Genomic DNA, 24,334 nt, shown 5'->3' with positions numbered 1-24,334 from the left:
TGACAGAGCGGTACACCAGGAACGCCTGCTGCGGTGCGCCATCCAGACCGGAGCATGGGGCTCGGGTCTGGTGCATATATCTTCGGAGATCTTCTGTATGTCAGCCAGTCAGCCCGCACGGGCTCCGCGCGCCGCCCGGGTGTTCGCGGCCATCCTGGGCGTCATCGCTATCGCGTTGGGCGCCTATCTTGCCTATGGTGGCCTTCAACTCTTGCAGCTTGGGGGCTCTTTTTATTATCTGCCGGTGGGACTGCTGGTTCTGGTGGCCGGTGTCTTTCTGGTCCGAGCGGATGTACGTGGCGCCTGGCTCTATGCCGCCTGCTTGGCCATTACCGTCGTCTGGGCCTTGTGGGAGGCGGGATGGCATTTCTGGCCGCTTGCGGCGCGCATCGGCCTGCCCGCCGTGCTCGGTATGTTGATTGCGCTGGTGGTGCCCTACCTGCGCGGTAGCGAGCGTTGTGCCCATATCAAAGGCGCGTCTCGCGGCACGGCTGCGTTGCTTGCGCTGGGGATTGTTGGGGCCTTCGTCGCCGCCTTCCAGCCCATCTGGACGGTGAAGCCCGGGGCCGAGCCCGAAATCGCACAGGGCTACCAGCCCGGCGATGACCATGCCAACTGGACCAACTACGGCCGCACGCCGGATGGCACGCAGTTTGCCACCGCTGACCAAATCACACCCGGCAACGTCAAGGGCTTGCAAGTGGCCTGGACCTTCCGCACTGGAGACTTCGCCTTCGGCGGCAAAGAAAACCAGAATACCCCGCTGCAGATCGGCAATGTGCTGTATGCCTGCACGCCATCCAACCAGGTCTTCGCGATCGAGGCGGATACGGGCAAGCAGCTGTGGACGTTCGACCCCAAGGTGAATTCGGGCTTCAGCCCCACCTGGCAGCGCTGCCGCTCACTGGCGTATTACGAATTGCCCCAGGCTGCTGAATCGGCCTCGGCCCCAAAGACCCCGGCTGCCTCGGCATCCGCTACCCCGCCCAGCGGCGCATGCGCGCGTCGCATCTACCTGACCACGGCTGACATGCGCCTGATCGCGCTGGATGCTGCCAGCGGCCAGTTCTGCAGCGACTTCGGCAAGAACGGCCAGGTGTCGTTGGCCACCGGCATGGGCGACATCGTGCCCGGCTTCTACAACCCCACGGCAGGCCCTGTGCTGGCCGGCGACCGCCTGCTGGTGGGCGGCTGGGTGATGGACAACCAATCGGTCGATGAACCTTCAGGCGCGGTGCGCGCATTCGACGCCGTGACCGGTGACCTGGCATGGGCATGGGATGTGGGCCGTCCCGGCGTGACCACGGCGCCGGGCCCCGGCGAGCACTACACCCGCGGCACACCCAATACCTGGGCCGCCCCTACGTACGACGCCGAGCTGGGCCTGGTCTACCTGCCCACGGGCAACGGCACGCCCGACATGTATGGCGGCCACCGCACCCCGGAAACCGACCGTGTCAGCTCCTCGGTCGTGGCATTGGATGCGCGGACGGGCGCCGAACGCTGGGTGTTCCAGACCACGCACCACGACGTGTGGGATTACGACCTGCCTTCCAAGCCCGTCCTCTACGACGTGCCTGGCGACAACGGAGAGCGGATTCCCGCGCTGATTCAGACGACCAAGCGTGGCGAGATCTTCGTGATCGACCGCCGCTCTGGCAAGCCGATCGCAGAAGTGCAGGAAAAGCCGGTGTCCACCGAGGGCTTGCCAGGCGAGAAGCTCGCTGCCACGCAACCCTACTCGGTAGGCATGCCGCAGATTCGCCAAGGGGTGTTGACCGAAGCGCAGATGTGGGGCATTACGCCCATCGACCAGTTGGCGTGCCGCATAGCGTTCAAGCAGTTGGAATACAAGGGCGACTTCACACCGCCAAGCACCAACTGGTACATCCCCCACCCATCGCCGTTCGGCACGATGAACTGGGGCGGTATCTCCATCGATAAGGTCCACGACTACCTCATCGTGAACGATATGCGGATCATGATGAAGGCCCGGCTTCTGCCACGCGCGGAAGCCGACAAGGCCCTCATCGCCTCCGGCAAGACCACGCCGAGCGTCGCTGGTGTGGTGCCGATGGAAGGTACCCCTTACGGTGTAAACCGTGTGATGGTCACCTCGCAGATTGGCGTGCCCTGTACCGATCCGCCTTTCGGCATGATGACCGCCATCGACCTGAAGACGCGCAAGATCGCCTGGCAGCGTTCATTGGGCACCGTAGAGCAGATGGGCCCCATGGGCATCAAGACCGGTTTGCCCATCCCCATCGGAATGCCCTCCTTGGGCGGCCCGGTGGCGACCGCATCCGGTCTGATCTTCTACACGGGCACGGCTGATTACTATCTGCGTGCCATGGATGTGAAGACCGGCGAAGAGATCTGGAAGTCGCCCCTGCCCGTGGGTGCGCAGTCCACACCGCTGGTGTTCAAGTCCCCCAGCTCCGGAAAGCAGTATGTGGTGGTGACGGCAGGCGGTGGCCGCACAGCCCCCGATCGCGGTGACTACATCATTGCCTACGCCTTGCCGGACGCGAAGTGACCGGCCTGCGTACAGGCTGCAACTGAGAATGGCCCGTCGCCATGGAAGTTGCTAGTTGGGACGGATAAAAAATGCCGGAGCCATCCGGCCCATGACGCCCGGTGCACTGCATCGGGCGTTTGCATTTTTAGCCGCTACACGGTTGCGGTCGATCGGCGTTGACCGCCCCCGCTGCGCCTGTATGCGCATCAATGCTAGGCTTGTATCGATGACTCTGTTGAACCACAACGCCATCTCATCCAAGGAGCCAGAATTGACTGCACCGCTGAACCTGATCGTCACCTTGCAACCCCTGCCCGGCCATTTGCCGGACGTCGTCTCTACGCTTACCACCTTGGCGCGGGCCAGCCGGCAGGAGGCTGGCTGCCTGCGCTACGACCTTGCGGTGGGCCAAGAGCTGGTCTATCTCTTTGAGGCATGGACCGACCGCCAGGCTTTGGCGGCGCATGAGAAGGAGCCGCACTTTGTGCAGGGCGTGGCGGCGCTGAACCGCCTGTGCGCATCCCAGAAGATGGAATTTGTCGAATGGCAGGCGCAGGGCTAACGGGCTCTGGTGCGCATCGCGCTCGCCACTTAACCGGCTGCGTGGGTCACCAGGTCTGCATAGCGCTGAGCCAGGCAAAACAGGTCATCACCGCGAACGCCGCCAGCGCAAACGGCAGCAGGAACAGGTAAACCGACCGCTCTTGCGCAGCCCCATGGCTGAGCTTGGCCGCAATCGACATGCGCACCGGTGAGAAAAAGCCCAGTGCCAGCCCGGAGACATGCACCACCGCGCCGGTAGCCAGCAGGCTGATGCCGGCCTGCGCAGCCAGGGTGGAGAGCGGCGGCAGCAGCAGGCTGTTGCCGGCATTACCGGTGTTGGCAATGATGCCCAGCGCGCCCGCCAGCGCAGGGGTGAGCACCATGGCATCGGGGCCCAAGGCGGCAAAGAGGCCCTGGGCCAGGCCTTGCGCAATGCCCGATTTATTCAGCATTTCCGCCATCATCGCAAACAGAAACACCGTCCATACCGCCTGCTTGCCGGTGGACCAGGAGGCCACGATCTCGCCTTTGAGTGTATGCGTGCGCTTGCGGAAAGCCGCTGTCAACAGCGCAGCCACCAGGAACCACAGCCCGGAATGCATCAACGGCAATAACATCGGCAGATCGGGAAAGGGCCGGAAAAATACCAATGTCGACAGCCAATCGCGCAGGCCTGCGAGGAGCCGGGTGGCGGCCAGCCATCCAATGATCAAGCCATAGGGCAGGCAGGCGATGGCGCGTTGGCGCAGCGCCTGCCCATTGGGGCGCTCATCCACCAGGTAGCGAACGATGATGAGCGGGCTGAAGGCGGCAAGCAGTGCCGTCTCCGGACCCAGCAAATACGTGCAGGCGACGAGGCTGGCCAGACTGGCCGCGACCCAGAGCAGCTCCCATCCGCATTCGGCGAGGGAGATATTCTCGTTAGCCTGGCGCAAGGTCGCCTAGAACAGCGTGAGCCAGAGCAGCATCAGGGTCGCGACAGGCACGGAGGAATAAAGGGCCAGGTCCGTGGGCGACACGCGCAGATAAGTGGCGCCCAGCAGCGTGCCGCTGCTCATCGCACCCCAGGGAATAAAGGTCTGGCTGAGCAAGGCGAACACCATCAGATGGCGCGGCGCCAGGCCCAGGTGGCGCAGCATCATCACCGTGCCCACCATGCCGACGCCAAAGCCGGTGGCGGACTCGGCGAACGGGCCGACCAAAAAACAGGCAAAGAACAGCCTTCTGCGGCGGGCATGGGGATCGAGTTCTGCCGCAGGGGCGTCCGCATCATCGAGCGCATGCTTGCTGGACGCCACGCGCCAGAACAGCAGGCCGCCCAGGATGTAGGGCGCTATGGTTCCGCCAATCCAGGAGCCCCTCAGGAGCGATTCAGCGAGTTTGTCGAGAGAGAACGGAATGGGGCCGGTGAAAAACGCAATGGGCACTGTCAAGGCCAGGCCCAGCAGTGCGGACCTGGCCGCGTTCCACTTCAAAAAGGCGATGGCCAGCGCCACGACCAAGGTGGGCGTTGCCCACAGCAGATAGCTATGCATTGCAGCGCTTGAGATGGGAAGATGCTGGTTGCAAACAGAGCGCTTTTATTGTCATGCCTGGCATACAAGAGAAGATGCGTTGTTATTTGTTGAGATGATTCTCCGAGCTTCCCAGCGCTTACCCAGTCACCTTGGCTGCTCTCGCCTGCGGTAGCCCGTCAGGCGCGCAACCATGCGTAGCGCTTGTGGCTCCTCATCGCTCCAAACGCCTTTGCCGTCCTCTGCGCTTTTCCCGCACCTTCGAATTTCTCGAACACCCCTCTGCGAAGTAGCCATTCCGCAAGCTGACGGCCATCCCTAGCATAAGGATCACCGGACGCAGCCGGGCGCTCCTGCCCATGCGATTGCGTATGAGCGACCTGGAAGCGGGACGACAGGAGCTGGCCAGAAGTCCAGACGCACAAGTCGCGAAGACAGCGCACGATAAAAAAAGGAGACAAACCCCATGAGAATGAAAGCAATCACTGCGGTGGCAGCGGCCGCATTGGCCTTGGCCAGCGGCGCCGCCCATGCGACCTGGCCCGCAGGCCCGGTGACCATCGTTGTGCCGTTTGCCGCAGGGCAGACGGGCGACATCGTTGCCCGGATGGTCAGCAAGGAGCTGCAGGCCAGGTTCAAACAGGCCTTCATTGTGGACAACCGCCCGGGCAGCGGCGGCCGCATTGGAACCACCTTTGTCGCCCGGGCCAAGCCCGATGGCAACACCTTGCTGCTGACAAGCTCCGGCCCCTATGCCATTGCGCCGGCCCTCTATCCCAAGGACACCAAGTACAACCCCTTGACCGATTTCAGCGGCATCGCCGAGACAGGCTCGACGCCACAGGTGATTGCGGTATCCAATGCCTCGGGCATCACCAGCTTTGCCGATCTGGTCAAGCAGGCCAAGGCCAAGGACATGTCCTATGGCTCCGCAGGCAACGGGTCGCTGCAGCACCTCACGATGGAGCTGCTGAAAAAGGAAATCGCGTTTCCGATGGTCCATGTTCCTTACAAGGGAAGCGCAGAGTCCAAGACCGCCGTCATCAGCAACACGCTCGAAGTGACCTCCGACTCCTTGCCGCCGCTGCTGACCAGTATCGGCAGCCGGCAACTCAAGGCCATCGCCGTGGTGGATGACAGCCGCTCGCCCTACATCCCCGACGTGCCCACGCTCGGCGAGCTGGGTTATCCCAAGTTGAGCGCGGTGGCCTTCTTTGGACTCGTCGCTCCCAAAGGCACGCCCCAAGAGATTGTGGAGGCCCTCAACCGCGAAGTCATCGCGATGTTCAAGACACCGGCGTTTCATGAGCAGATGAAAGCGCAGGCGCTGACCCCGCCGGTCGAGCGCACGCCGGAGCAATTCAATGCCTATCTCGCCGGTGAGGTCGCACGCTGGAAAAAAGTAGTGGAAGACGCCAAGGTCAGCGTGGAGTAATGGGACATCTATGATTCGAGAAATAGCCACAAGCCATATCACCGACACCGTCGCCCAGCTCTGCATCGACGCATGCCACCTGCTGCCGGACAACCTCATCCAGGGCTTCCACCACGCGGCTGAAACGGAGGTGTCACCGCTGGGCAAGTCCGTACTGCTCAAGCTCATCGACAACGACAGGATTGCCCGCGAGAACCAGGTGTCTTACTGCCATGACACGGGCTTGACCATTGTCTTTGTCGAGCTGGGCCAGGACGTTCACGTGCATGGTGGCAGCTTTGAAGAAGCCGTGCAGGCAGGCGTGCGCAAGGGCTATGCCGGAGGCTTCATGCGCAAGTCCGTCGTCTCCGACCCCTTGCTGCGCATCAACAGCAATGACAACACGCCAGCGGTGGTGCATACCGAGATTGTTCCGGGCGACCAGATCCACTTCACCGTGGTGCCCAAGGGGGGCGGCAGCGAGAACTGGAGCACGATGAAGTTCCTGCTGCCTGGTGAAGGGGCGGAAGGCGTGAAGAAGTTTGTACTCTCGGCCATTGAAGCGGCGGGGGGCGCTGCCTGCCCGCCGCTCACCGTGGGGGTTGGTATTGGTGGCAGCTTCGACAAGGTGACGGCCATCGCCAAAAAAGCGATCTTGCGGGATATCGGCGACCACCATCCCGAGCCGCATATCGCCCAGCTGGAAGCCGAGTTGCTGGCGCTCATCAACCAGACCGGTATTGGCCCCCAGGGCTTTGGCGGCTCCACGACCGCGCTGTGGTGTGCCGTGGAAACCTATGCCTGCCACATCACTGCGCTGCCCGTGGCCGTGAACATCCAGTGCCATGCCAGCCGGCGCGCCACTGCAACCATCTGATATTGAGGGACCCGTGCATGGCGACTCACCATCTTCAAACTCCGCTGGATGACGCGGCGGCGCTGCAACTCCAGGTAGGCGACGAGGTCTACCTGTCCGGCATCATCTACATGGCGCGCGATGCCGCGCACAAGCGCTTTGTCGACACGCTCAACGCAGGGCAGACGTTGCCGGTCGACCTGCGTGGGCAAGTCATTTTCTATGGCGGCCCCGGCCCGTCCAAGCCCGGCCATGCGATAGGGGTTGTGGCTCCTACGTCCGCGTATCGCATGGACCCCTATGCCACGGTGCTCTTCGACTACGGTGTTCGCGGCGCTATCGGAAAAGGCCCGCGCGGGCCGGCCATCCGCAGCTCCTGCCAGCAAAACCGTGCCGTCTGCTTCTCTGCGATTGGCGGCATTTCCGCGACGCTTTTTGCCTGCATCCGCTCGGCAGAAATCATCGCCTACGACGACCTCAAGACCGAAGCGGTTCAGCGGCTGGTGATCGAAGATTTCCCGCTGCTCGTGACCAATGACGCACACGGGCGCGATATGTACGCCGAAGAAGTCGAGAAGTACCGCGCGCTGCTCAAAAAGGCGTGACAGCCACTGGCGCCCAGTCGGGGGATACTCATGCGGCCCCATCTTCCCATGAGACAACCATGCTTCCCGACCTCGACTCTCTTGCGCTTTTTGTGAAGGCTGCCGAGCTGCACAGTCTGACGCGCGCTGCGGAGGCGCAATCCATGGGCCTGGCAGCCGCGAGCCGGCGTATTTCTCTGTTGGAGCATCGGCTCAAATGCACGCTGTTTGACAGGTCACACAAGGGGGTGGCGCTGACGCCCGCTGGCAAAACCTTGCTCCACCATGCCACCCAGCTGCTCATCCAGCTCAACCAGATGCAGGTGGATCTGGAGGAGCATGAGCAGGGGCGCAGGCGCGCGGTCCGCATCCAGGTGAACACCTCGGCCATGGCCCAATACGTGCCCTCGGACCTCGCGAGCTTTACTGCGGCCAACCCCGACATTCGGCTGACGGTCAAAGAGCGCTGGAGCAAACAAATCGTCGAAGCCTTGTTGCTCGGCGAGACGGACGTGGGTGTCATCAACCCTGGCGGCTCCATTGAGGGCTTGGAGTGCCATCCCTACCGCTCGGACCACCTCACGGTGGTGCTGCCGCCCCATCACCCATTGGCGGCCTTTGATGAGCTGTGGTTTGGACAGGTACTCGACTATCCATTGGTGGGCCTGGAGCACGCGACTTCGTTGATGGACCTGCTTGCTGCGCAGGCAGGCCTGGCGCAAAAAGCACTCAAGCTCCGGGTCGAGATGCAGAGCTTCGAGGCGGTGTCCCGCATGATTGAGGCAGGTATGGGCATTGGTGTGCTTCCTGAGGTCGCTGCGCAGGCTTACCTGCATGGCATGAACCTGCAGACCCGCGCGCTCAAGGACGAGTGGGCGAAGCGGCAGATGATGGTGTGTACGGCACGAGGAAGAGAGAAGTCCGAACAGGTGGACCGGCTGATGCAGGCTTTGCTGCATGCGGCCCGCCATGCGGACACTGTAAGCCAGCGCTGAGTGCCGCTGGCCGGGAGGCTGAACTCCATGAGGCTAGAGGGGCCTGCAGATGGGGTCTGCTCTGGGCACGCTGGCCTGGGCTGAATCTGACCTCGGGCTACACCATCTCCAGCACCTCATGCACCGCCTTGCGCGGCTTCTGAGGTCCTTGTTCTTTCGCAGGGTAGCCCACGGTGACCAGCACCACTGGCACCTCGTCCTGCGCCAGCCCAAAGGTCTGGTGCAAGGCCGGCGCATCAAAGCCCACCATCGCGCAGGACCCGAGCTGCTCGCCTTGCGCTGCCAGCATCAAGGTCATCGCTGCCAGCGATACCGAGCGCAGCGCTTCATCGCGCTGCAACTGCGCATCTCCCTCATGGGCCTGGATGGCCTGGGCGACCCAGGCATCGGCGGTGCGCTGGGGCAGGGTGCCGGCATCCACACTGGGCTGCAGGGCGGCGGCCAACTGGCGGTGTGCCGCCAAGGTGCCGCAGACGATAAAGGCCACCGCCGCATCCACCACCTTTTGTTGGCCATAGGCCACCGCCTGCAGGCGGGCCTTGGCCTCGGCAGAGCGCACTGCGATGAAGCGCCAGTTCTGCATGTTGTAGGCCGATGGGGCACGCGTGGCCTGTTCGATCAGGGCATGGATGCGGGCGTCATCCAACGGAGGGCCATCGACATAACGGTGCACGGAGATACGGTCTTCAATGGCTTGTTGTACGGGATTGGTCATGGTCAGGTGGAAAGGATGAAGGGTTTAAACATGAAAGCGCTTGCGTTAGCGAGGCGGCGCTGCCGTCCCCTGCACGGCCAGCACGCTGACCAGCACGACAACCAGGCCGGCCAGCGCCATGCCGCCCATCGATTGGCCCAGCAGCGCCCAGCCGAGCACGACGGCAGTGAGCGGGCTGAGCAGGCCCAGCGAAGCGACGGCCACCGTGGGCAAGCGCGCAATTCCACGAAACCACAGCGCATAGGCCAGCAGCGCGCCGGCCAGGCAAAGGTAGGCATAGGCCAGCCACTGCAAGGTACTGAGGGGCGGCAGCGGTGCATCGAGCCACCAGGCCAGCGGGGCGAGCATCAGCCCGCCCAGCAACAGCTGCCAGCCGGTAAGTGCCATCACGGGCAGTTCCAACTGCCAGCGACGGGTCAGCCAGACCCCGCTGGCCATGCAGGCCGCACCCAGAAAGGCTGCGGCAATGCCGATGGGCTCGAATACTGTCTGCGGTGAGATCAGCAGCAGCGCCATGCCCAGCACCCCAGCCACTGCCGCAGCCAAGGTGCTGCGGGCGGGCGATTTGCCATCGGCCCACCAGGCCAGGGCCATCACCATCAGCGGCTGGATGGCGCCCAGCACGGCGGCCAGGCCACCCGGCAAGCGGTAGGCCGCTACAAACAGCAAGGCCTGGAAGGCGCCGATATTGAGCACACTCAGGATCAGTAAGCGCAGCCAGTGCTGCTGCGCGGGCAGCCGGCGCATGGCCAGCACCAGCAGCAGGCCGGCGGGCAGCACCCGGATCAGGGCGGCGGTGAAAGGGCGGTGCGGCGGCAGCAGCTCCGAGGCCACGATATAGGTGGAGCCCCAGACCATGGGGGCCAGGGCGGTGAGGGCGATGTCTTGCCAGCGGGATGACTGCGAAGGGGCTTGCATAGGGTTTATCTTCAATTCAAGATAAAATGGATGCTAACGCTTAAATATCTTGATATCAAGACAAATGCCAAAGAAACCTTTGTCCCCTGCGGGTGATGCCGTGGACGCGATCCTGGCGCAATGGGCCCGCGAGCGGCCCGATCTGGATGCCAGCCCCATGGGCCCGATTGGCCGCATCAAGCGCTGTGCCGCGCTGATCGAGCAAAGCCTGGACGCCAACTTTGCGCAGTTCGGCCTGAGCTTTTGGGAGTTCGACATGCTGGCCGCGCTGCGGCGCTCGGGCGTGCCCTACCGGCTCAGCCCCACCGAGTTGTTCTCGACCCTGATGGTGACCTCGGGCACCATGACGCACCGGCTCAAGCGCCTGGAGGCCAGTGGCTGGATCGAGCGGGTGCCCAATGCGCTGGATGCGCGCAGCATGCTGGTGCAACTGACCAAACCAGGTCTCAAGCTCATTGATGCCGCCGTCACGGTGCATGTGGACAAGGAACGCGCGCTGCTGCAGCCGATGTCTGCTGCAAGCCTGGCGGCCCTCAATACGCATCTGTCTGCATTGCTGGCAGTGTTGGAAGGCGGCGCAGGCAGCACAGAGGATGCGCAGTGCTGTTGATGCGCTGTTGAGGGGTCAGCGTTGAAGGCAACGGACTTTTGATCCGCTGCTCAAAGCCGCCTTTTATCTTTCTCAGATCGCTGTGCTGGTGTTGGTCGGGGCGCCCGTCAGCCGCTCATACAGCGTATGGCTGCGGTACGACTTGTGCGGTCCGCGCACCTGGTGCTCAATGACAAAACTGCCGTTGCTTAAAAACGCGTAGTGGCTGTCATAGCGGTCCGCGATGCACAGGTGCGAGCTGCTGGCGCTCAGCTGCCCCTGCGGGTCCAGCGCAGGGCGCAGTTGGTGAAAAAGGCGCTGCTGCTGCGCATCAAAGTAGATGCACAGGTCAGCCCCTTGCTGGCTGAAAAAATAGCTGCTGCTGGCGCGAAAGGATTGGCCGTTGTGCAGCACCATCTGGCCGTTCTCTGCATAGTGGGCCGTGCTGGCGCTCTCGGGTGTGAAGTGTGCCTGGCCTTGCACGGTGCCAATGGGGTGATGGCTGACGAGGTCCTGCAGGCTGCGGGTAAAGCGCCATTCGCCTTGCAGCGCAGCCAGCAGTTGTTCTGCCACCCAGGGTGGCTGGCGCTCGTGGGTCATGGCGGTGTGTTCCATAGGCGATGGTTGTCTGGCGCGGGCCGCTCTGCGCGTGGCCCAAGGGCTGCGACACACAGGGGGGCGGCCCTGAATTTTGCCAGCGTTTGAGACACTGCCCAAGGGCCCTTTCCCGAGTCGTAACGGTGCGTTGCACCGGTAGGTGAAATCTGACCATGGGTCCGTCCTGCCACCCACAGCATGCCTGCCAGTGGCTGCTGATAATTCATTCACGCCATTGAGGCCAGCAACGCAGCCATTGTGGCGGTATTGCATGAATGACATGCCAGGAGATTATTTTTTGCGCTTCATTGATGGGTGCAAAAAATAGTCAGATCTTTCACCATAACGATCCAAGGAAAAAAACCATGAAGCTCCAACCCACTATCGCCGCTCTGTGTGCCGCCGCTTTCTTCTCCGGTGGTGTCTTTGCCATGACCTCGGCCGAGCAAAAAACGGAAAAGGATCGCATCGAGGCCGAGTACAAGGCTGCCAGCGACCAGTGCAAGCCCATGAAGGGCAATGCCAAGGATGTCTGCAAGAAGCAAGCTGATGGCCAGAAGAAGATTGCGCTGGCCGATCTGAAGCACCGCGCCGAGCCTACCGAAGGCCACCGCCACGACCTGGCCAAGGCCAAGGCCGATGCGGAATACGATGTTGCCAAGGAAAAGTGCGATGACGCCACCGGCAACACCAAGGATGTCTGCCAGAAGGAAGCCAAGGCTGCCCACGTGAAGGCTCTGGAAGCGGCCAAGGTTGCCGAAGTCAGCGCCAAGCCTTCGTCCAACACGGCTGACGTGGCTGATGCCCGCAAGGACGCTGCCGAGAAGAGCCGTGAAGCCGACTACAAGGCCGCCAAGGAGCGTTGCGATGCGATGGCCGGTGATGCCAAGGACGCCTGCGTTGCCGATGCCAAGCGCAAGTTCGGCCAGTAATTGCCGCTGATTGAGCGCCGACCGTAGCGCTTGCCGCTTGCCCCTGGTCAGCCGTGTCTGCACGGCTGCCAGGGGCAAGCCGTGTCTGGGCACGGGCCCGTTCACCCACCGCCCTGGCGACCTACAAAAACGCCCCTCCTTGGGTGCTGGTTGCTAAGGGAACAAGTACATTGAATGTTCATTGACAGCGAAAGCGCATCCATGCCTACCAGCCTCCGGTCCCTTCTCTACATCAGCAGGCTGGCGGCCGGCTACAGCTCCACCGAGGTGGGGCGCATCGTCAAACAGGCCCGTGAAATGAATGCCATCCATGGCATCACGGGCGTGCTGGTGTTTGACGGCGACTGGTTTGCGCAGTATGTGGAAGGCGCTCCGGAAGCGATGGCTTTGCTGGAGGCCCATCTGCGCGCCGATCCCCGGCATTCGGATTTCACCGTGGTCGATGCAGGCCTGTCTGGCCCTGAGCGCCGCTTCCCCGGCTGGGTGATGGGGTATGCGGACAGCGATCTCGGCAGCAGCGGTCTGGATATCCCGTCGCTGGCCCAGACCCAACCCTGCGGCGCGCTGGAGCGCTTTGCGGGCGCCATCAGGACACTCGATATTTTTTGAAGGGCTGGGTGAGGTGCAGCGCTGCGGGTCTGCAGCCCGAACGGCACAAGGTTCGTCTCCCAGCCCATTCGCCCCTTCAGTCTGGTTTTCAACGCGTTTGCGGGTCTGCGTGCGCACCATCCGACCCTGGCGTGGGGGCCATCGGTGTCGGCAGGGGTGGCTGGTGCTGCAGATGGTCAGCAATGCGCTGGCACCAGTCCTGGGCCTCTGCCTGCCACCCAAAACTGCCCAGATGCATCGCACGCTCGCCTCGAACGGCTAGACGCACAACATAGTGCGGCCCGTCCTCGGAGCTGCGCTCCAGCACGCTGGGCGGATCGATCTGCGCATAGGGCACGGCCTCGGGATGCCGTGGCCAGGGAAAACGCCGGTGGCGAAGCATGCAGCGCTGGCGGCTGTCAAAATGCAGCCGCAGGCAGCGCCCCCCGGCCAGGCTCAGAAAAAACAGCCCCATCAGCGCTGGCACCGCCACGCAGGCTGCCAGCAGCAGCCATTGCCACCAGCGCAGGCCCCCGTGGGCATGGTGCACAAAGGGGACCGGAATCAGGAACATCGCCAGGCCGATGGTGGCGGCAAACAGCCGCATCGGCCCGCTGATGGACTCCGCGTAGCGCAGGCCGTCCGGTGCATCGCGGAAGCCATGGGTCATGTCATGCCTTTTTGCGCGGTGTGCGGTGGTCGCGCAGAGGTGGGAACGCCCTGGGCATGTGGGCCAGGGAAGGGTGCAGGGTTCGCTCTGCATTCTACGGAGCAGCGGCGCACCCTGCCCACCGTGAAAACGCCGCGCCCTGCAAAAAGTCCCAGTCCTGCATGCCATCGCAGCGCCGGGACAGGTCCGCCACCGGCGATGCGCAGCGTGGCTCAGGTCTGCGGCAACTGGTACGCAAAGCGGTAGGAATGCTGGCCGTTGTCGATGGTGATCTGCATCGTACCGCGCAGGCCTTGCAGTGCATCGGTGGCCGAGTCGGGTACGACGGTGATGTGTTGGCTAGCCTCGCCCTGGGCCATGCTGGCGCTGTGCTGCAGCACAAAACTGCCATGGCGGCCATGCAGATGGCCTTGCACCCGCTCCATGGCCACATAGCCGGCTGAGCCGGCGGTGCCGCTGCGGAAAGACAGCATCTCGCCCTGGCTCGTTGCCTGCAGATCGCCGCTGAACTGCTTGTTCAGCGAGAGCCGGCCCAGGCCGGTGGCCTCGGCGACGGGGCTGAGGGCTTCTGGCTGCAGCGTGATGTCAAAGGATCCGGTGGCGATGTGGTCCATGGGCATGTCCAGGCAAAAATGGCATTCTGGCACGGGGCTGTATTTATGTACAGTATCTCACTGTTGCCTAGTTGTCGGAGGGCTCGGCAGGTGGGGTCTGCGGGGTCTGGAGGTGGTCACCATAGCCCTTGAGCATGTCTTGCAGCGCCGCATCATTGCGGGTGAACGCGCGGCAGCGCCAGCAAATCATGCGATGCTGCCAGGCAGCGATCTGGGTGGCCGTGCCCGCGTCCTCCAGTTGACCGGAGGTCAGTTGAAAAATGTAGTCGCGGCACTTCATGGCGCCCTTTCTTGCTCAAACCAGTTGTGGTGCAGGCAGAGCTGCAGCTGCTTGCGCGCGCGGCTCATGCACTGCCAGTAATCGGCCTTGGTGATGCCCAAGGTGCTGCAGATCTCGTCGGCTTCACAGTCGAGGAACTCCTTCATCGAAAACACCCGTGCCGGCTTGGCGGGCAGCTTGTGCACACACAGATCCACAACGAGGAAGAACTGGTCGTTCTGCAACTGCTGCTGGGGATTGACCCAGGAGGCCGGTGCCACGCCATCGACCCAGTGGCCGCGTTTGTCGAAGAGGACCTGGTCGAGGTCATCGTTGAAGGCCTCGGCGTAGTTCAGCGGTGCGCGGTATTTCTGGCGCAGCCGGTCATTGATCTTGTTGCGCAGGATGCCGAACAGGTAACTCTTGGCCTGGGTGGCGTCAAAGCTGGCGCGGTCCAGCAGCAGCAAGGCGGTCAAGGTGTCCTGAACGGCGTCCTCGGCCTCTTCACGCGAAGGCAGGTGCAGCATCGCAAAGCGCAGCATGGCTTGGCGCCATTGGACGGTGATATCTGCTGCGATAGTGTGCATTCCTGCCCTTGGTTATGGCCTGCGCCAGCTGTCGAACGACCAGCGGCCCGGTCCCTGGGTAACGATGGCCACCAGCATGAGGGCCAGCATCAGCGGCACCTTGAATCCCAGGCCATCATCGCTGTCGATCTGGTTCCACCCGGCCCAGCCGAGGTCGAAGTGAACACTGTACACAGCCACATAGGTGATGAACAACAGGCCCAGTGACGCGGTGCGCGAGGCAATACCCAGCACCAGTGCAATGCCCAGTAGCAGTTCGGCAACACCGGCTATACCCCAGTTGAGGCTCGCGGGCAGCCAGCCCACAAAAATGGGGAAGTCGAGGCCCGCAAACCAGCTGGGTGCCGTCCAGCCTGACGAGAGCTTGCGGAACCCTGCCAGCGCGAACTCCTGCCCCGCCCACAGGCGCAGCAGCAGCAGGCCCAGGCCGTCAATCTTCTCGCGTGCTCTCGATGGCAATGAATTCGAGGAATGCATCTTTCATATCTCCATAGTAGGCCGAGCTCCAGCGCGAATCGCGTACAAAGGCTGCGATCAGTTCGCGCCATGCGTCCTCGCCCAGTTGCTCGCGCAGTTCGGGAAAATGGGCCTCCACCATCTGGCTGGCCCCGACATAGACCAGGTGCCGGTAGGCGCGCATGCCGTTGGGGCTGTAGCCCAGCGGAACCTGGTCCGAAATGCCTCTCACGTAGTCATAGAAGTTCGCAGACATGACAATTCCTCGTTGATCACATCGATGCCGGGAACATCGTTGTCCCACTCCAGCAGCACCGGCGTGCCGTGGCGCTCCGCCAGGCGGGTGGCCAGCTGCTGGGTGTGTGCTTCGACCGGCTGGCTGTGGGTGTCCATGAACAGGTCAAAGCGTGGATCGAACTCATGGCCCGCCACATGCATGTAGCTCACCCGCCCCATGCCCAGGCGTTGCACGAATTCGCTCGGGCTGAGCCCGCCATGGTTCTTGTGGTTGACTGACAGGTTGTTGAGATCCAGCAGCAGTTGGCAGTCGGCACGCTCGAGCACCATGCCCAGGAAATCGGCCTCCGGCATCGTGCCGATATTGGTGTACCAGGTGGTGTTCTCGATCGCGATGCGCATGCCCAGCGCATCCTGCACCGCGCAGATGCGATCGGCAACGCGGCGTGCCTGTGGCGCGGTAAAGGGCACGGCGAACAGGTCGTACAGCTGGTGGCTGTCCCCGCTGGCGGCCAGGTGGTCGGAGTACAGCGGGCGGCCCAGTGCATTGATCAGCTTGCGCAGATCGCGCAGGAACGACTGGTCCAGTGCCGCAGTGCCACCCAGGTTCAGTGCCACGCCATGCAGATGCACCGGGCGGCCTGACTCGATCAGCGCATGCAGCGGCGCCAGATCCCGGTATATCCAATTCTCGGGTGCGACTTCAAAGAAGTCGGCCTGGACGGCGGACATGTCCCAGTCCAGCATCTCACGTCGAAAACCAAGGCCAATCATCATGTCTCCCTCGGGTGGGTGCAGCAGCAGCCGTTGTTACTCGCCAAAACCATCGCCGTGCGGCAAGGTGCCATCCATGCGGGCCTGGGTGGCTGCACGGATCACCTCTGCGCGGCTCAGGGGCATGCCTTGTGGCGTCATGGCGGTCTGGAACTCGTCGCCCTTGAGCAGCAGCATGCCGCTGTTGCGGGCCTCGGTGAACTCGGCCCGGACCTGGGCACGCGTCAGCTGGCTGGGCTCTTCCAGGTAGGGGGGGTAGTCCGAGCCATTGCCGACGGGGGCGGTGCTCATGGCATGGGCGCCACCGGCCAAGGCCAGGCTGGCTGCGACGATGGTGCGGGTGCGGATGAGATTGAACATGGTAGGGGTGCTTTCTTGTAGGGGAGGCGGGTGAGGGAGTGGAGCTCACCCGGTGCCTCGGTAGTGGATGTCGTGGGACGGGGTCAGTGGGCTTTTTCGCCATCCTTCTTGGAGCAGCCACCATCCTTTTTGGAGCAACCTGCGTCCTTCTTGGAGCAGCCGCCGTCTTTCTTGGAGCAGGCGGCGTCCTTGGTGCTGCTTTCCTTCTTGCCGCAGGTGCCGGCGCCGCATTTGCTGTCCTGGCTGCCAGCAGCCCAGGCGGAGGTGGCGAGTACAGCGGCGGCCAAAGTGGTGAGGGTCTTGAGCTTCATGGGTATTTCCTGTTGATGAAAGGTTGAACGTGCACAGCACAGCGCTGCCACGTGGAGGGAGTCGTTCGACCCCATCCCTTCCTGACATCTTTTTGAAAATATTTTTTTGGCGCCCGGGAGCAACTTGGGCGGCAGAGGCGCCGCAAGCGCTGAGGGCGGTGTGCCCCTGGTGAAGGGGCAGCGTGGCGCAGAGGGCTCAGCGCCGCTTCAGGCAACTTTTCCTGTCAGGGCTTCAGCGCAGGGTCCAGCTGCAGCTGGAGCAGCGCGCCGGCGATCAGCGCATGCATGCCCTGGGCCAGATCGCCTTCCATCTCGGCGGTCTCGGCCTCGTAGCTGGTCTGCACCACGGTCTCCTGACGCGCGGCGGAGTAGACCGAATCGGCAGCGGCCAGGCCATGGAAGGCGATGGTGGCCAGCAGCTGGCGCGACTGGTCCTTGTCGATGCGGTAGGCCTGCGCGACCTCTTGCTGGTGCGCATCGATCTTCTCCAGCATGGCCGGGGTGGCGACCAGCCTGCGGATCACATAGGGCGTCACGCCCGGGTAGGTTTTGGCGAACTCGCGCACCGAGTCGCTGAAGCGGACCAGGTAGTCCTGCAGACCCTCCTGTACGCCCACCTTGGGCAGAGAAAACTCCCAGCGCCTGAAGATCTCCTCGGCCACCATGTGCTTGAGCTCGGCCAGGCTCGGCACATGCTTGTACAGCGCCATGTGCGTAACGCCCAGCGCGCTGGCCACGCCCACAAAGGTGATGTGGGGCAAACCGATCTCAATGCCTGCATCGGCAATGCGCTCTTGCGTAATCAGGCGCGGTCGCCCGCGGGGGGATGCTTTTTTCTCGGGGTCCATGGTCTCTCCGGGTGCTGGCCAATTGTCTGTCAAACCGCATTGGCGATAGCTGTAAAAGATGTACGGTAATTTATTAGTTTAGTATGATGCAACTAATTATTATTCCTGTTGCGTTTCGCGTTGCTCTTGCCTGTCTTTTGGAGAACTGGCACATGAATCACGCAGTGCCCGCGCCTTGATGGCAGCGGCGCATGCACGGGGCGTTGCTATGTTTCTCTCCAGGTCTTGCTCCCATGCATGCTCATGACGCGGCAGCTGCCGCAGCCCCAGGGCCCGGCCCCATTCGCCGGGTGCTCCACCCGATTCGCGCGCGCTTGGCGCTGGCCGCACTGCTGTCAGGCCTGGGGGCCATGCTCAGCCTGGTGCCGCTGGCGGCGATGGTGCGTATCGCGCAGCTCGCGCTTGCTGAGCCCGCAGATACCGCCGGCATCTGGGCTTTGTTGTGGCCAGCGCTGGGCAGCTTGTTTACTGCCGCGTTGCTGATGCTGGCGGGCGAGGTGCTGGCCCATATGGCAGACAACCGGCTCACCCATGGCCTGCGCAAGGCCGCCGTGCTGCGGCTGGGCCAGGTGCCGCTGGGCTGGTTCAGCAGCCGCTCGTCGGGCGAGGTCAAGCAGGTGCTGCAAGACGACATCGCCACCTTGCACAGCCTGAGCGCGCATTTCTACACCTCGGTGGCACGCGCAGGCGGCGCGATTGTGGTGGCGGTCGCCTACCTCGTGGTGCAGGACTGGCGCATGGCCTTGATCGCGTTGCTGCCGTTCCCCGGCTATGTCTGGTTTCTGCGCCGCGCGCTGCAGTCCAGTGGCGCGCAGATGGGCGTGTTCGCCGGCCATATGGGCCGCATCCAATCGGCGGCCGTGGCCTTTGTCGCCGGCATGCCCGTCATCAAGGCCTATGGCAACAGCGGACAGGGCCAGGCCAGCTACCAGGGCGCGGTCGATGCGTTTGCGCAGGCGTTCAGAGATTTTGTGCGCCCCCTCGTCGGCGCGATGGCCCATGCCCATGGCATGGCTGCCCCGGTCACCGTGCTGGGCTTTGTGCTGGCCGGTGGCTGCCTGCTGGGCAGCCTGGGTGCGCTGGCGCCGCTGGATCTGCTGCCCTTTGTGCTGGTCGCCCCCGGCATCTGCGCGCCGGTGCTGCTGCTGCACACCTTGCTGCATGACCTGCAGGGCGCCACCGCTGCAGCGGAGCGTGTATTGACATTGCTCGACATCCGTGTGTTGCCACAACCCGCACCCAACGAGCAGCAGCAACCGCTAAACAACGGCATTAATTTTGAGCAGGTGGGCTATGCCTATGCGCCGGGCCAGCAGGTGCTGGCGGGCATCAGCTTCGAGCTGGCGCCGGGCACGGTTACGGCCATTGTTGGCCCCTCGGGCGCCGGCAAAACCACCATTGCGCGTTTGCTGCTGCGCTTTTTTGATCCGACCGAAGGCCGCATCACGCTGGGCGGCGCCGATCTGCGCGCCATCGGCAGCGCCGAGCTCTACCGGCGCATCGGCTTTGTGCTGCAGGATGTGCGCCTGATCCATGCCAGCCTGCGCGACAACATCGCGCTGGGCCGGCCCGGCGCCAGCCAGGCCGAGGTGGAAGCCGCCGCACGCGCCGCCGATGTGCATGACTGCATAGCAGCGCTGCCACGCGGCTATGACGCGGTGCTGGGCGAGGACGCACAGCTCTCTGGCGGCGAGCGCCAGCGCATCAGCATTGCCCGCGCCGTGCTGATGGATGCGCCCATTCTGGTGCTGGACGAGGCCACCGCCGCTGCGGATGCCGACAGCGAGGCCGCCATTCAGCACGCGCTGTCGCGCTTTGCGCAAGGCCGCACGGTGCTAGTGATCGCCCACCGGCTGGACACCGTCATGCAGGCCGACCAGATCCTCGTGATCGACGAAGGGCGCCTGGTGGAGCAGGGCCGCCATGCCGATCTACTGGCCCAGGATGGGCGCTACGCCCGCCTGTGGCGCGAAGGTGGCTATGCCGCTGCGCCGGAGGCTACTCCATGCTGAAAACCTTGAACCTGCTGCTGGGCGAGCAAGCCCCTTTGCTGCGCCGTTACGCCTGGATGGCGGCGCTGTATGGCGTGCTCTGCGGCCTTTGCACGGCCTTGCTGCTGCCGCTGATGGCGCAGCTGTTGCAAGCCCAGTGGCGCGGCGCTGGCGCCTGGCTGCTGGCCTTGTTGGCCGCCGTGGTGCTGGCCTGGTGGTGGCGCGGCCGGGTGGAGCAGGCCGGGGTGGGCGTAGGCGTAGCGGTATTGCAAACCGGCCGCCACCGGCTGGGCGCCCATGTGGCGCGCTTGCCGATGGGCTGGTTCAACGCGCAGAACACCGCCAAGGTCAGCCACCTGGTCACCCAGGGGATGATGGCCGTGGCCCAGCTGCCCGCCCATGTGTTCACCCCTGTCATCAGCGGTGTGGTGGCGCCCTCGGTGGTGCTGGCGCTGCTGTTTGTGCAGGACTGGCGCCTGGGCCTGGTGGGGCTTGTGGCCTTGCCCTTGCTGCTAGGCGTACTGCTGTTGACCGCCCGCATGGGCCGCTGGGCCGATGCCGCGTTTCAGCGCGACTTTGCCCAGGCCGGCCAGCGCATGGTGGAGTTTGCGCAGGCCCAGTCGGTCTTGCGCGCTTTCCAGGGCGGCGGCCAGAGCACCCGCTTTGTGGCGCAGGCGATCGACCAGCAGCGCCAGTCGGCGGGGCGCTTGATTGCGGTGTCCGCGCTGTCGTCGGTGCTCAATGTCTGGGCCGTGCAGGCGGTGTTTGCGGCCTTGCTGGCCGCCGTCGTGATTGGCATCGATCAGCACAGTGCCCAGGCCTTGGCGCCCAGTCAGGTCATCGCCACCGTGCTGTCCATGCTGCTGATCAGCCGCTTTGTCGAGCCGCTGCTGGAGCTGGTCGGCTATGCCGAGGCACTGCGCACGGCGCGCGGCCAGCTCGATGCGATGGATGCACTGTTTGCGCAGCAACCCCTGCCGCAGCCGCAGCAGCCGCCGCACCCCCAACTGCCGCGCGATGCATCGATCACCTTGCGCGATGTGCATTTCTCCTATGGCGCAGACCAGCCCGCCGTGCTGCGCGGCATCAACCTGCATGTGCCGCCGGGCAGCATGACGGCCTTGGTGGGGGCATCGGGATCCGGCAAGAGCACGCTGGTGCGGCTGATGGCGCGCTTTTGGGATGTGGACCGGGGCGGGGTGTTGATTGGCGGCAGCGATGTGCGGCAGATGGACGAGGCCCAACTGGCCGCGCAGATCAGCCAGATCTTTCAGGACAGCTATTTGTTTGCCGGCAGCATCGCCGACAACATCCGCATCGGCCGGCCCGGTGCCAGCGATGCCGAGCTGTGGGAGGCCGCGCGCCAGGCTGGGGTGGACAGCATCGCCCAGCGCCTGCCCGGCGGCATGGACAGCCCCGTGGGCGAGGGCGGCGCCCAGCTCTCGGGTGGCGAACGCCAGCGCATTGCGATTGCGCGCGCCCTGATCAAGGATGCGCCCATCCTGCTGGTGGACGAGGCCACCGCCGCGCTCGATACCGAGAACCAGGCGCTGATTGCCCAGACCCTGGAGCGGCTGCGCGGCCAGCGCACCGTGGTGGTGATTGCGCACCAGCTGTCGACCATTGCGATGGCCGACCAGGTGCTGGTGCTGGAGGGCGGCCAGGTGGTGGAGCAGGGCACACCGGCGCAGCTGGCGGCGCATGCGGGCCGCTATGCGCAGTGGTTGGCCCAGCGCGCGCAGGCCCAGGGCTGGCGCATGGCGGCGGGCGGGGAGCCGGTGTGATGCGGCTGCGCTGGTGGTTGGGGTTTGCGCTGCTGTGCCTGGCGTCCCTGTTGGTGGGAGCGCGCCAGATGGCCTGGTCGCAGTTGTGGGCCTTCTCGGGCGGTTCCGGTGATGCCTGGCTCACCTTGACAGCCAGCCGCCTGCCGCGCCTGGCCGCGCTGGTGCTGACCGGTGCAGGCCTGGCCGTCTGCGGCGTGATCCTGCAGCACATCGTGCGCAACAAATTCGTGGAGCCTGGTACCTCGGGCGGGCTCGATGCCGCCAAGCTCGGCATCCTGATCGCGATGACCCTGGTGCCCTCTGCCGGCGCCCCGGGCCGTATGGCGCTGGCGCTGCTGTTCTGCTTTGCATCCAGCCTGCTCTATGTCGCCATCATCGCGCGCATCCGCTTCAAGAACACCGTCCTGGTGCCCGTGATCGGGCTGATGTACGGCAGCGTGCTCAGCGCCGTGGCCGAGTTCTATGCCTACCGCAACAACATCCTGCAAAGCATGCAGGGCTGGCTGCTGGGCGATTTTTCGCGCATCGTCCAAGGCCATTACGAGATGCTCTACATCATCCTGCCGGTGGTGGCGCTGGCCTATCTGTATGCGCAGCGCTTTACCGTGCTGGGCATGGGGGAGGAGATGGCGACCAGCTTGGGGCTGGGCTATGCGGCCACTGCCACCTTGGGCCTGGTGCTGGTGGCCGTTACCGTCTCGGCCACCGTCATTGCCGTCGGCGCCATCCCCTTTGTCGGGCTGGTCGTGCCGCAGCTGGTGGCCTTGTACAAGGGCGATCACCTGGCCCGCACCCTGCCGCTGGTGGCGCTGGGCGGTGCCAGCCTGCTGCTGGTTTGCGATATCGCCGGCCGCCTGCTGATCTATCCGTTTGAGGTGCCCATCGGGCTCACCGCCGGCGCCTTGGGCGGCGTGGTGTTCCTGGTACTGATTCTGCGGGGCCGGCGATGAAGCGCACGATCACGATGAAGGCCGTGAGCACCAGCCATGCGCTGTGGCTGGGCATCGCCGTGCTGGCCCTGGGCTTTGTGCTGCTGGGCTCGGGCATGGATCTGGGCTATGTCATCCCCCGGCGTTTGCTGCGCCTGGCCGCCATTGCGCTGGGCGGCATCTGCGTGGCGGTGTCGGCCATCGTGTTCCAAACCCTGATGGGCAACCGCATCCTGACCCCCGCCATCATGGGCTATGAGGCGGTGTTCTTGCTGTGGCAGGCATTGCTGCTGCTGGTGCTGGGCGCGCAAGGCATGGGCGTGCTGGGTGAGCGCGGCAATTTTCTGGTGTCGGTGGCGCTGATGCTGGGCTACTCCTGGGCCTTGCAGCGCTGGCTGCTGCGCCGGGGGCAGGGCGATATCTATGTGCTGCTGCTCGTCGGCCTGGTGCTGACCATGGTGATCGGCACCTTCACCCAGTTTGTGCAGCTGCGCATCAGCCCGGGCGAGTTTGCGGTGTTCCAGGGCATGAGCTATGCATCCTTCAACCGCGCCCGGCCCGATACCCTGGCCTATGCGGCGCTGGCCGTGGGGGCGGTATGCCTGGTGCTGCACAAAACCCTGCCGGTGCTGGATGTGATGGCGCTGGGCCGCGAGCAGGCCATATCGCTGGGCGTGCCCCATGCGCGCTGCATGCGCCTCTACCTGGCCTTGGTGGCGGTGCTGGTGGCGGTGTCCACCAGCCTCATCGGGCCGACGGCCTTCATGGGCATCTTTGTGGCCAACATCGTCTACGCGCTGGCACCGCAATGGCGCCACCGCAGCACCTTGCCGATGGGCTGCGCCGTCGCCATCGCCATCTTCCTGGTAGCGCAGCTGCTGGTGGAGCATGTTTTCAACTACAAGACCACCGTCAGCATCCTGGTCAACCTTGTCTGCGGTGCTTATTTTCTGGCGCTGACGGTGCGCGGCCGAGCTCTCTCATGATCATTGTCAGCAACCTCCATAAATCCTATGGCAGCCGCGCCGTGCTGTCCGGCGTCAGCACCGCCTTCCCGGCTGGGCGCATCACCTCGCTCATAGGCCCCAACGGCGCTGGCAAATCCACCTTGCTGATGATGATTGCCCGCCTGCTGGCGCCCAGCAGTGGCGAGATCCAGCTCGATGGCCGCAGCATTGCCACCATCTCGGTGGCGCACTATGCGCTGCGCATCGCCACCCTGCGCCAGTCGCCCGGTTTTCAGATGCGCTTGACGGTGGAAGAGCTGGTCGGCTTTGGCCGCTTTCCGCACCACCGGGGTACGTTGACGAGCAAAGACCAGCAGGCCGTCGATGAGGCCATCGCCTTCCTGTCGCTGGAGCCGCTGCGCCACGCCTATATCGACGAGATCAGTGGCGGCCAGCGGCAGATGGCCTTTTTGGCGATGACGATTGCCCAGCAGACCGATGTGCTGCTGCTCGACGAGCCGCTGAACAACCTGGACATGAAGCATGCCGTGCAGATCATGCGCGCGCTGCGCAGGCTTTGCGACGAGGCCGGCCGCACGGTGATCCTGGTCATCCACGACATCAACTTTGCCGCCAATTACTCGGACCATATCGTTGCGCTCAAAGGCGGAATGCTGTGCTTTAGCGGGCCCAGCGATGACGTCATCTCCGAAGCCAATCTGTCGCAGCTGTTCGAGCTGCGGTTTGACATCAGCCGCACCGCGCAGGGATGCCTGTGCAACTACTTCAAGACCTAGGAAACCT

Annotated in this window: 29 protein-coding genes; 14 read left to right on the top strand and 15 right to left on the bottom strand. The window is 64.0% G+C overall.

What is annotated here, in order from left to right; translation table 11 throughout:
* The first annotated feature begins 97 nt into the window (after positions 1 to 97).
* Both ACHWUQ_RS12380 and ACHWUQ_RS12375 read left to right on the top strand, forming a co-directional pair.
* Positions 98 to 2,536 carry a membrane-bound PQQ-dependent dehydrogenase, glucose/quinate/shikimate family gene (locus ACHWUQ_RS12380; RefSeq protein WP_394681312.1) on the top strand — a complete coding sequence of 813 codons (2,439 nt, stop codon included), beginning with the start codon at positions 98 to 100 and terminating at the stop codon, positions 2,534 to 2,536.
* Between the two features lie 253 nt (positions 2,537 to 2,789).
* A complete protein-coding gene (locus ACHWUQ_RS12375; protein ID WP_394681311.1) occupies positions 2,790 to 3,080 on the top strand; it encodes a putative quinol monooxygenase in 291 nt (96 codons plus the stop codon).
* Positions 3,081 to 3,126: 46 nt separating this feature from the next.
* On the opposite strand, the gene ACHWUQ_RS12370 is transcribed toward ACHWUQ_RS12375, so the two are convergent.
* Both ACHWUQ_RS12370 and ACHWUQ_RS12365 read right to left on the bottom strand, forming a co-directional pair.
* Positions 3,127 to 3,996, bottom strand: coding sequence for a hypothetical protein (locus ACHWUQ_RS12370; protein WP_394681310.1), 870 nt, complete (start codon positions 3,994 to 3,996; stop codon positions 3,127 to 3,129).
* A gap of 6 nt (positions 3,997 to 4,002) precedes the next feature.
* Positions 4,003 to 4,596, bottom strand: coding sequence for an L-lactate permease (locus tag ACHWUQ_RS12365; protein ID WP_394681309.1), 594 nt, complete (start codon positions 4,594 to 4,596; stop codon positions 4,003 to 4,005).
* Between the two features lie 445 nt (positions 4,597 to 5,041).
* Here ACHWUQ_RS12365 and ACHWUQ_RS12360 point away from each other — a divergent pair, with 445 nt between their 5' ends.
* Genes ACHWUQ_RS12360 through ACHWUQ_RS12345 form a run of 4 tightly spaced genes read left to right on the top strand, consistent with a single transcriptional unit; the run spans position 5,042 to position 8,424 of the window.
* The gene (locus ACHWUQ_RS12360) at positions 5,042 to 6,010 is read left to right on the top strand and encodes a Bug family tripartite tricarboxylate transporter substrate binding protein (protein ID WP_394681308.1); all 969 of its coding nucleotides are present in this window, start codon (positions 5,042 to 5,044) and stop codon (positions 6,008 to 6,010) included.
* Between the two features lie 10 nt (positions 6,011 to 6,020).
* Positions 6,021 to 6,866: a fumarate hydratase gene (locus ACHWUQ_RS12355; protein ID WP_394681307.1), complete on the top strand. Its 846-nt coding sequence runs from the start codon at positions 6,021 to 6,023 to the stop codon at positions 6,864 to 6,866.
* A gap of 17 nt (positions 6,867 to 6,883) precedes the next feature.
* Positions 6,884 to 7,450, top strand: coding sequence for a fumarate hydratase C-terminal domain-containing protein (locus tag ACHWUQ_RS12350; RefSeq protein ID WP_312834084.1), 567 nt, complete (start codon positions 6,884 to 6,886; stop codon positions 7,448 to 7,450).
* A 59-nt stretch (positions 7,451 to 7,509) separates the two neighbouring features.
* The gene (locus tag ACHWUQ_RS12345; RefSeq protein ID WP_312531092.1) at positions 7,510 to 8,424 is read left to right on the top strand and encodes a LysR family transcriptional regulator; all 915 of its coding nucleotides are present in this window, start codon (positions 7,510 to 7,512) and stop codon (positions 8,422 to 8,424) included.
* A gap of 97 nt (positions 8,425 to 8,521) precedes the next feature.
* On the opposite strand, the gene ACHWUQ_RS12340 is transcribed toward ACHWUQ_RS12345, so the two are convergent.
* Positions 8,522 to 9,139 (bottom strand): nitroreductase family protein, encoded by a 618-nt coding sequence (locus ACHWUQ_RS12340; RefSeq protein WP_394681306.1) that lies wholly within the window; start codon positions 9,137 to 9,139, stop codon positions 8,522 to 8,524.
* A 45-nt stretch (positions 9,140 to 9,184) separates the two neighbouring features.
* Positions 9,185 to 10,057, bottom strand: coding sequence for an EamA family transporter (locus tag ACHWUQ_RS12335; protein WP_394681305.1), 873 nt, complete (start codon positions 10,055 to 10,057; stop codon positions 9,185 to 9,187).
* Positions 10,058 to 10,121: 64 nt separating this feature from the next.
* Here ACHWUQ_RS12335 and ACHWUQ_RS12330 point away from each other — a divergent pair, with 64 nt between their 5' ends.
* On the top strand, positions 10,122 to 10,667 hold the full coding sequence (locus ACHWUQ_RS12330) for a MarR family winged helix-turn-helix transcriptional regulator (RefSeq protein WP_394681304.1): 546 nt from the start codon (positions 10,122 to 10,124) through the stop codon (positions 10,665 to 10,667).
* A gap of 72 nt (positions 10,668 to 10,739) precedes the next feature.
* On the opposite strand, the gene ACHWUQ_RS12325 is transcribed toward ACHWUQ_RS12330, so the two are convergent.
* Positions 10,740 to 11,261 (bottom strand): DUF6314 family protein, encoded by a 522-nt coding sequence (locus ACHWUQ_RS12325; protein ID WP_394681303.1) that lies wholly within the window; start codon positions 11,259 to 11,261, stop codon positions 10,740 to 10,742.
* Positions 11,262 to 11,608: 347 nt separating this feature from the next.
* On the opposite strand from ACHWUQ_RS12325, the gene ACHWUQ_RS12320 reads away from it, so the two are divergent.
* Positions 11,609 to 12,175 (top strand): hypothetical protein, encoded by a 567-nt coding sequence (locus tag ACHWUQ_RS12320; protein ID WP_312461549.1) that lies wholly within the window; start codon positions 11,609 to 11,611, stop codon positions 12,173 to 12,175.
* Between the two features lie 201 nt (positions 12,176 to 12,376).
* The gene (locus ACHWUQ_RS12315) at positions 12,377 to 12,784 is read left to right on the top strand and encodes a BLUF domain-containing protein (RefSeq protein ID WP_239809476.1); all 408 of its coding nucleotides are present in this window, start codon (positions 12,377 to 12,379) and stop codon (positions 12,782 to 12,784) included.
* A gap of 88 nt (positions 12,785 to 12,872) precedes the next feature.
* Here ACHWUQ_RS12315 and ACHWUQ_RS12310 read toward each other — a convergent pair whose 3' ends face one another.
* From ACHWUQ_RS12310 to ACHWUQ_RS12265, 10 genes are all read right to left on the bottom strand, one after another.
* Positions 12,873 to 13,433, bottom strand: a complete 561-nt coding sequence (locus ACHWUQ_RS12310; RefSeq protein ID WP_394681302.1) for a hypothetical protein — start codon at positions 13,431 to 13,433, stop codon at positions 12,873 to 12,875.
* Between the two features lie 212 nt (positions 13,434 to 13,645).
* Complete coding sequence (locus ACHWUQ_RS12305) at positions 13,646 to 14,047, bottom strand: DUF3224 domain-containing protein (RefSeq protein ID WP_313334340.1); 402 nt, start codon at positions 14,045 to 14,047, stop codon at positions 13,646 to 13,648.
* 67 nt (positions 14,048 to 14,114) lie between these two features.
* The gene (locus ACHWUQ_RS12300) at positions 14,115 to 14,327 is read right to left on the bottom strand and encodes a hypothetical protein (RefSeq protein WP_239809473.1); all 213 of its coding nucleotides are present in this window, start codon (positions 14,325 to 14,327) and stop codon (positions 14,115 to 14,117) included.
* Positions 14,324 to 14,893 carry a sigma-70 family RNA polymerase sigma factor gene (locus ACHWUQ_RS12295; protein ID WP_394681301.1) on the bottom strand — a complete coding sequence of 190 codons (570 nt, stop codon included), beginning with the start codon at positions 14,891 to 14,893 and terminating at the stop codon, positions 14,324 to 14,326. The genes ACHWUQ_RS12300 and ACHWUQ_RS12295 overlap by 4 nt, the downstream gene beginning before the upstream one ends.
* Positions 14,894 to 14,905: 12 nt before the next feature.
* A complete protein-coding gene (locus ACHWUQ_RS12290; protein WP_394681300.1) occupies positions 14,906 to 15,370 on the bottom strand; it encodes a DoxX family protein in 465 nt (154 codons plus the stop codon).
* Positions 15,324 to 15,605, bottom strand: a complete 282-nt coding sequence (locus ACHWUQ_RS12285; RefSeq protein ID WP_312461553.1) for a putative DNA-binding domain-containing protein — start codon at positions 15,603 to 15,605, stop codon at positions 15,324 to 15,326. Before ACHWUQ_RS12285 ends, ACHWUQ_RS12290 begins: the two co-directional genes overlap by 47 nt.
* Positions 15,578 to 16,360, bottom strand: coding sequence for a DUF692 family multinuclear iron-containing protein (locus tag ACHWUQ_RS12280; RefSeq protein ID WP_239809469.1), 783 nt, complete (start codon positions 16,358 to 16,360; stop codon positions 15,578 to 15,580). The genes ACHWUQ_RS12285 and ACHWUQ_RS12280 overlap by 28 nt, the downstream gene beginning before the upstream one ends.
* Before the next feature lie 36 nt (positions 16,361 to 16,396).
* Positions 16,397 to 16,720 (bottom strand): DUF4148 domain-containing protein, encoded by a 324-nt coding sequence (locus tag ACHWUQ_RS12275; RefSeq protein ID WP_394681299.1) that lies wholly within the window; start codon positions 16,718 to 16,720, stop codon positions 16,397 to 16,399.
* 83 nt (positions 16,721 to 16,803) lie between these two features.
* Entirely contained in the window at positions 16,804 to 17,031 is a 228-nt protein-coding gene (locus ACHWUQ_RS12270) for a hypothetical protein (RefSeq protein ID WP_239809467.1), read from the bottom strand.
* A 224-nt stretch (positions 17,032 to 17,255) separates the two neighbouring features.
* Positions 17,256 to 17,879, bottom strand: coding sequence for a TetR/AcrR family transcriptional regulator (locus ACHWUQ_RS12265; RefSeq protein WP_394681298.1), 624 nt, complete (start codon positions 17,877 to 17,879; stop codon positions 17,256 to 17,258).
* 233 nt (positions 17,880 to 18,112) lie between these two features.
* Between ACHWUQ_RS12265 and ACHWUQ_RS12260 the strand changes: the two genes are divergently transcribed.
* From ACHWUQ_RS12260 to ACHWUQ_RS12240, 5 genes are read left to right on the top strand one after another with little or no spacing between them, the layout of a single operon-like run.
* Positions 18,113 to 19,891 (top strand): ABC transporter ATP-binding protein, encoded by a 1,779-nt coding sequence (locus ACHWUQ_RS12260; protein WP_394681297.1) that lies wholly within the window; start codon positions 18,113 to 18,115, stop codon positions 19,889 to 19,891.
* Positions 19,885 to 21,654: an ABC transporter ATP-binding protein gene (locus ACHWUQ_RS12255; protein WP_394681296.1), complete on the top strand. Its 1,770-nt coding sequence runs from the start codon at positions 19,885 to 19,887 to the stop codon at positions 21,652 to 21,654. The genes ACHWUQ_RS12260 and ACHWUQ_RS12255 overlap by 7 nt, the downstream gene beginning before the upstream one ends.
* Positions 21,654 to 22,604 (top strand): iron chelate uptake ABC transporter family permease subunit, encoded by a 951-nt coding sequence (locus ACHWUQ_RS12250; protein WP_312807488.1) that lies wholly within the window; start codon positions 21,654 to 21,656, stop codon positions 22,602 to 22,604. Before ACHWUQ_RS12255 ends, ACHWUQ_RS12250 begins: the two co-directional genes overlap by 1 nt.
* The gene (locus ACHWUQ_RS12245; protein ID WP_394681295.1) at positions 22,601 to 23,569 is read left to right on the top strand and encodes an iron chelate uptake ABC transporter family permease subunit; all 969 of its coding nucleotides are present in this window, start codon (positions 22,601 to 22,603) and stop codon (positions 23,567 to 23,569) included. Before ACHWUQ_RS12250 ends, ACHWUQ_RS12245 begins: the two co-directional genes overlap by 4 nt.
* The gene (locus ACHWUQ_RS12240) at positions 23,566 to 24,327 is read left to right on the top strand and encodes an ABC transporter ATP-binding protein (protein WP_133857485.1); all 762 of its coding nucleotides are present in this window, start codon (positions 23,566 to 23,568) and stop codon (positions 24,325 to 24,327) included. The genes ACHWUQ_RS12245 and ACHWUQ_RS12240 overlap by 4 nt, the downstream gene beginning before the upstream one ends.
* The last annotated feature ends 7 nt before the right edge of the window (positions 24,328 to 24,334 follow it).

Origin of the sequence: uncultured Comamonas sp., from assembly GCF_964277875.1 — a bacterium.
Taxonomy (GTDB): Bacteria; Pseudomonadota; Gammaproteobacteria; order Burkholderiales; family Burkholderiaceae_C; genus Comamonas; species Comamonas sediminis.
The sequence above is the reverse complement of the archived record's forward strand: the minus strand, read 5'-3'. Positions and strand labels throughout refer to the sequence as shown.

Bases quoted from the DNA above. Each gene is read 5' to 3' on its own strand.
- ACHWUQ_RS12335 (WP_394681305.1), bottom strand. From the start codon at position 10,057: ATGCAAGCCCCTTCGCAGTCATCCCGCTGGCAAGACATCGCCCTCACC.
- ACHWUQ_RS12345 (WP_312531092.1), top strand. From the start codon at position 7,510: ATGCTTCCCGACCTCGACTCTCTTGCGCTTTTTGTGAAGGCTGCCGAG.
- ACHWUQ_RS12365 (WP_394681309.1), bottom strand. From the start codon at position 4,596: ATGCATAGCTATCTGCTGTGGGCAACGCCCACCTTGGTCGTGGCGCTG.
- ACHWUQ_RS12320 (WP_312461549.1), top strand. From the start codon at position 11,609: ATGAAGCTCCAACCCACTATCGCCGCTCTGTGTGCCGCCGCTTTCTTC.
- ACHWUQ_RS12325 (WP_394681303.1), bottom strand. From the start codon at position 11,261: ATGGAACACACCGCCATGACCCACGAGCGCCAGCCACCCTGGGTGGCA.
- ACHWUQ_RS12255 (WP_394681296.1), top strand. From the start codon at position 19,885: ATGCTGAAAACCTTGAACCTGCTGCTGGGCGAGCAAGCCCCTTTGCTG.
- ACHWUQ_RS12330 (WP_394681304.1), top strand. From the start codon at position 10,122: ATGCCAAAGAAACCTTTGTCCCCTGCGGGTGATGCCGTGGACGCGATC.
- ACHWUQ_RS12250 (WP_312807488.1), top strand. From the start codon at position 21,654: ATGCGGCTGCGCTGGTGGTTGGGGTTTGCGCTGCTGTGCCTGGCGTCC.
- ACHWUQ_RS12245 (WP_394681295.1), top strand. From the start codon at position 22,601: ATGAAGCGCACGATCACGATGAAGGCCGTGAGCACCAGCCATGCGCTG.
- ACHWUQ_RS12315 (WP_239809476.1), top strand. From the start codon at position 12,377: ATGCCTACCAGCCTCCGGTCCCTTCTCTACATCAGCAGGCTGGCGGCC.
- ACHWUQ_RS12360 (WP_394681308.1), top strand. From the start codon at position 5,042: ATGAGAATGAAAGCAATCACTGCGGTGGCAGCGGCCGCATTGGCCTTG.
- ACHWUQ_RS12305 (WP_313334340.1), bottom strand. From the start codon at position 14,047: ATGGACCACATCGCCACCGGATCCTTTGACATCACGCTGCAGCCAGAA.
- ACHWUQ_RS12340 (WP_394681306.1), bottom strand. From the start codon at position 9,139: ATGACCAATCCCGTACAACAAGCCATTGAAGACCGTATCTCCGTGCAC.
- ACHWUQ_RS12380 (WP_394681312.1), top strand. From the start codon at position 98: ATGTCAGCCAGTCAGCCCGCACGGGCTCCGCGCGCCGCCCGGGTGTTC.
- ACHWUQ_RS12290 (WP_394681300.1), bottom strand. From the start codon at position 15,370: ATGCATTCCTCGAATTCATTGCCATCGAGAGCACGCGAGAAGATTGAC.
- ACHWUQ_RS12355 (WP_394681307.1), top strand. From the start codon at position 6,021: ATGATTCGAGAAATAGCCACAAGCCATATCACCGACACCGTCGCCCAG.
- ACHWUQ_RS12265 (WP_394681298.1), bottom strand. From the start codon at position 17,879: ATGGACCCCGAGAAAAAAGCATCCCCCCGCGGGCGACCGCGCCTGATT.
- ACHWUQ_RS12285 (WP_312461553.1), bottom strand. From the start codon at position 15,605: ATGTCTGCGAACTTCTATGACTACGTGAGAGGCATTTCGGACCAGGTT.
- ACHWUQ_RS12275 (WP_394681299.1), bottom strand. From the start codon at position 16,720: ATGTTCAATCTCATCCGCACCCGCACCATCGTCGCAGCCAGCCTGGCC.
- ACHWUQ_RS12280 (WP_239809469.1), bottom strand. From the start codon at position 16,360: ATGATTGGCCTTGGTTTTCGACGTGAGATGCTGGACTGGGACATGTCC.
- ACHWUQ_RS12350 (WP_312834084.1), top strand. From the start codon at position 6,884: ATGGCGACTCACCATCTTCAAACTCCGCTGGATGACGCGGCGGCGCTG.
- ACHWUQ_RS12240 (WP_133857485.1), top strand. From the start codon at position 23,566: ATGATCATTGTCAGCAACCTCCATAAATCCTATGGCAGCCGCGCCGTG.
- ACHWUQ_RS12300 (WP_239809473.1), bottom strand. From the start codon at position 14,327: ATGAAGTGCCGCGACTACATTTTTCAACTGACCTCCGGTCAACTGGAG.
- ACHWUQ_RS12295 (WP_394681301.1), bottom strand. From the start codon at position 14,893: ATGCACACTATCGCAGCAGATATCACCGTCCAATGGCGCCAAGCCATG.
- ACHWUQ_RS12310 (WP_394681302.1), bottom strand. From the start codon at position 13,433: ATGACCCATGGCTTCCGCGATGCACCGGACGGCCTGCGCTACGCGGAG.
- ACHWUQ_RS12260 (WP_394681297.1), top strand. From the start codon at position 18,113: ATGCATGCTCATGACGCGGCAGCTGCCGCAGCCCCAGGGCCCGGCCCC.
- ACHWUQ_RS12270 (WP_239809467.1), bottom strand. From the start codon at position 17,031: ATGAAGCTCAAGACCCTCACCACTTTGGCCGCCGCTGTACTCGCCACC.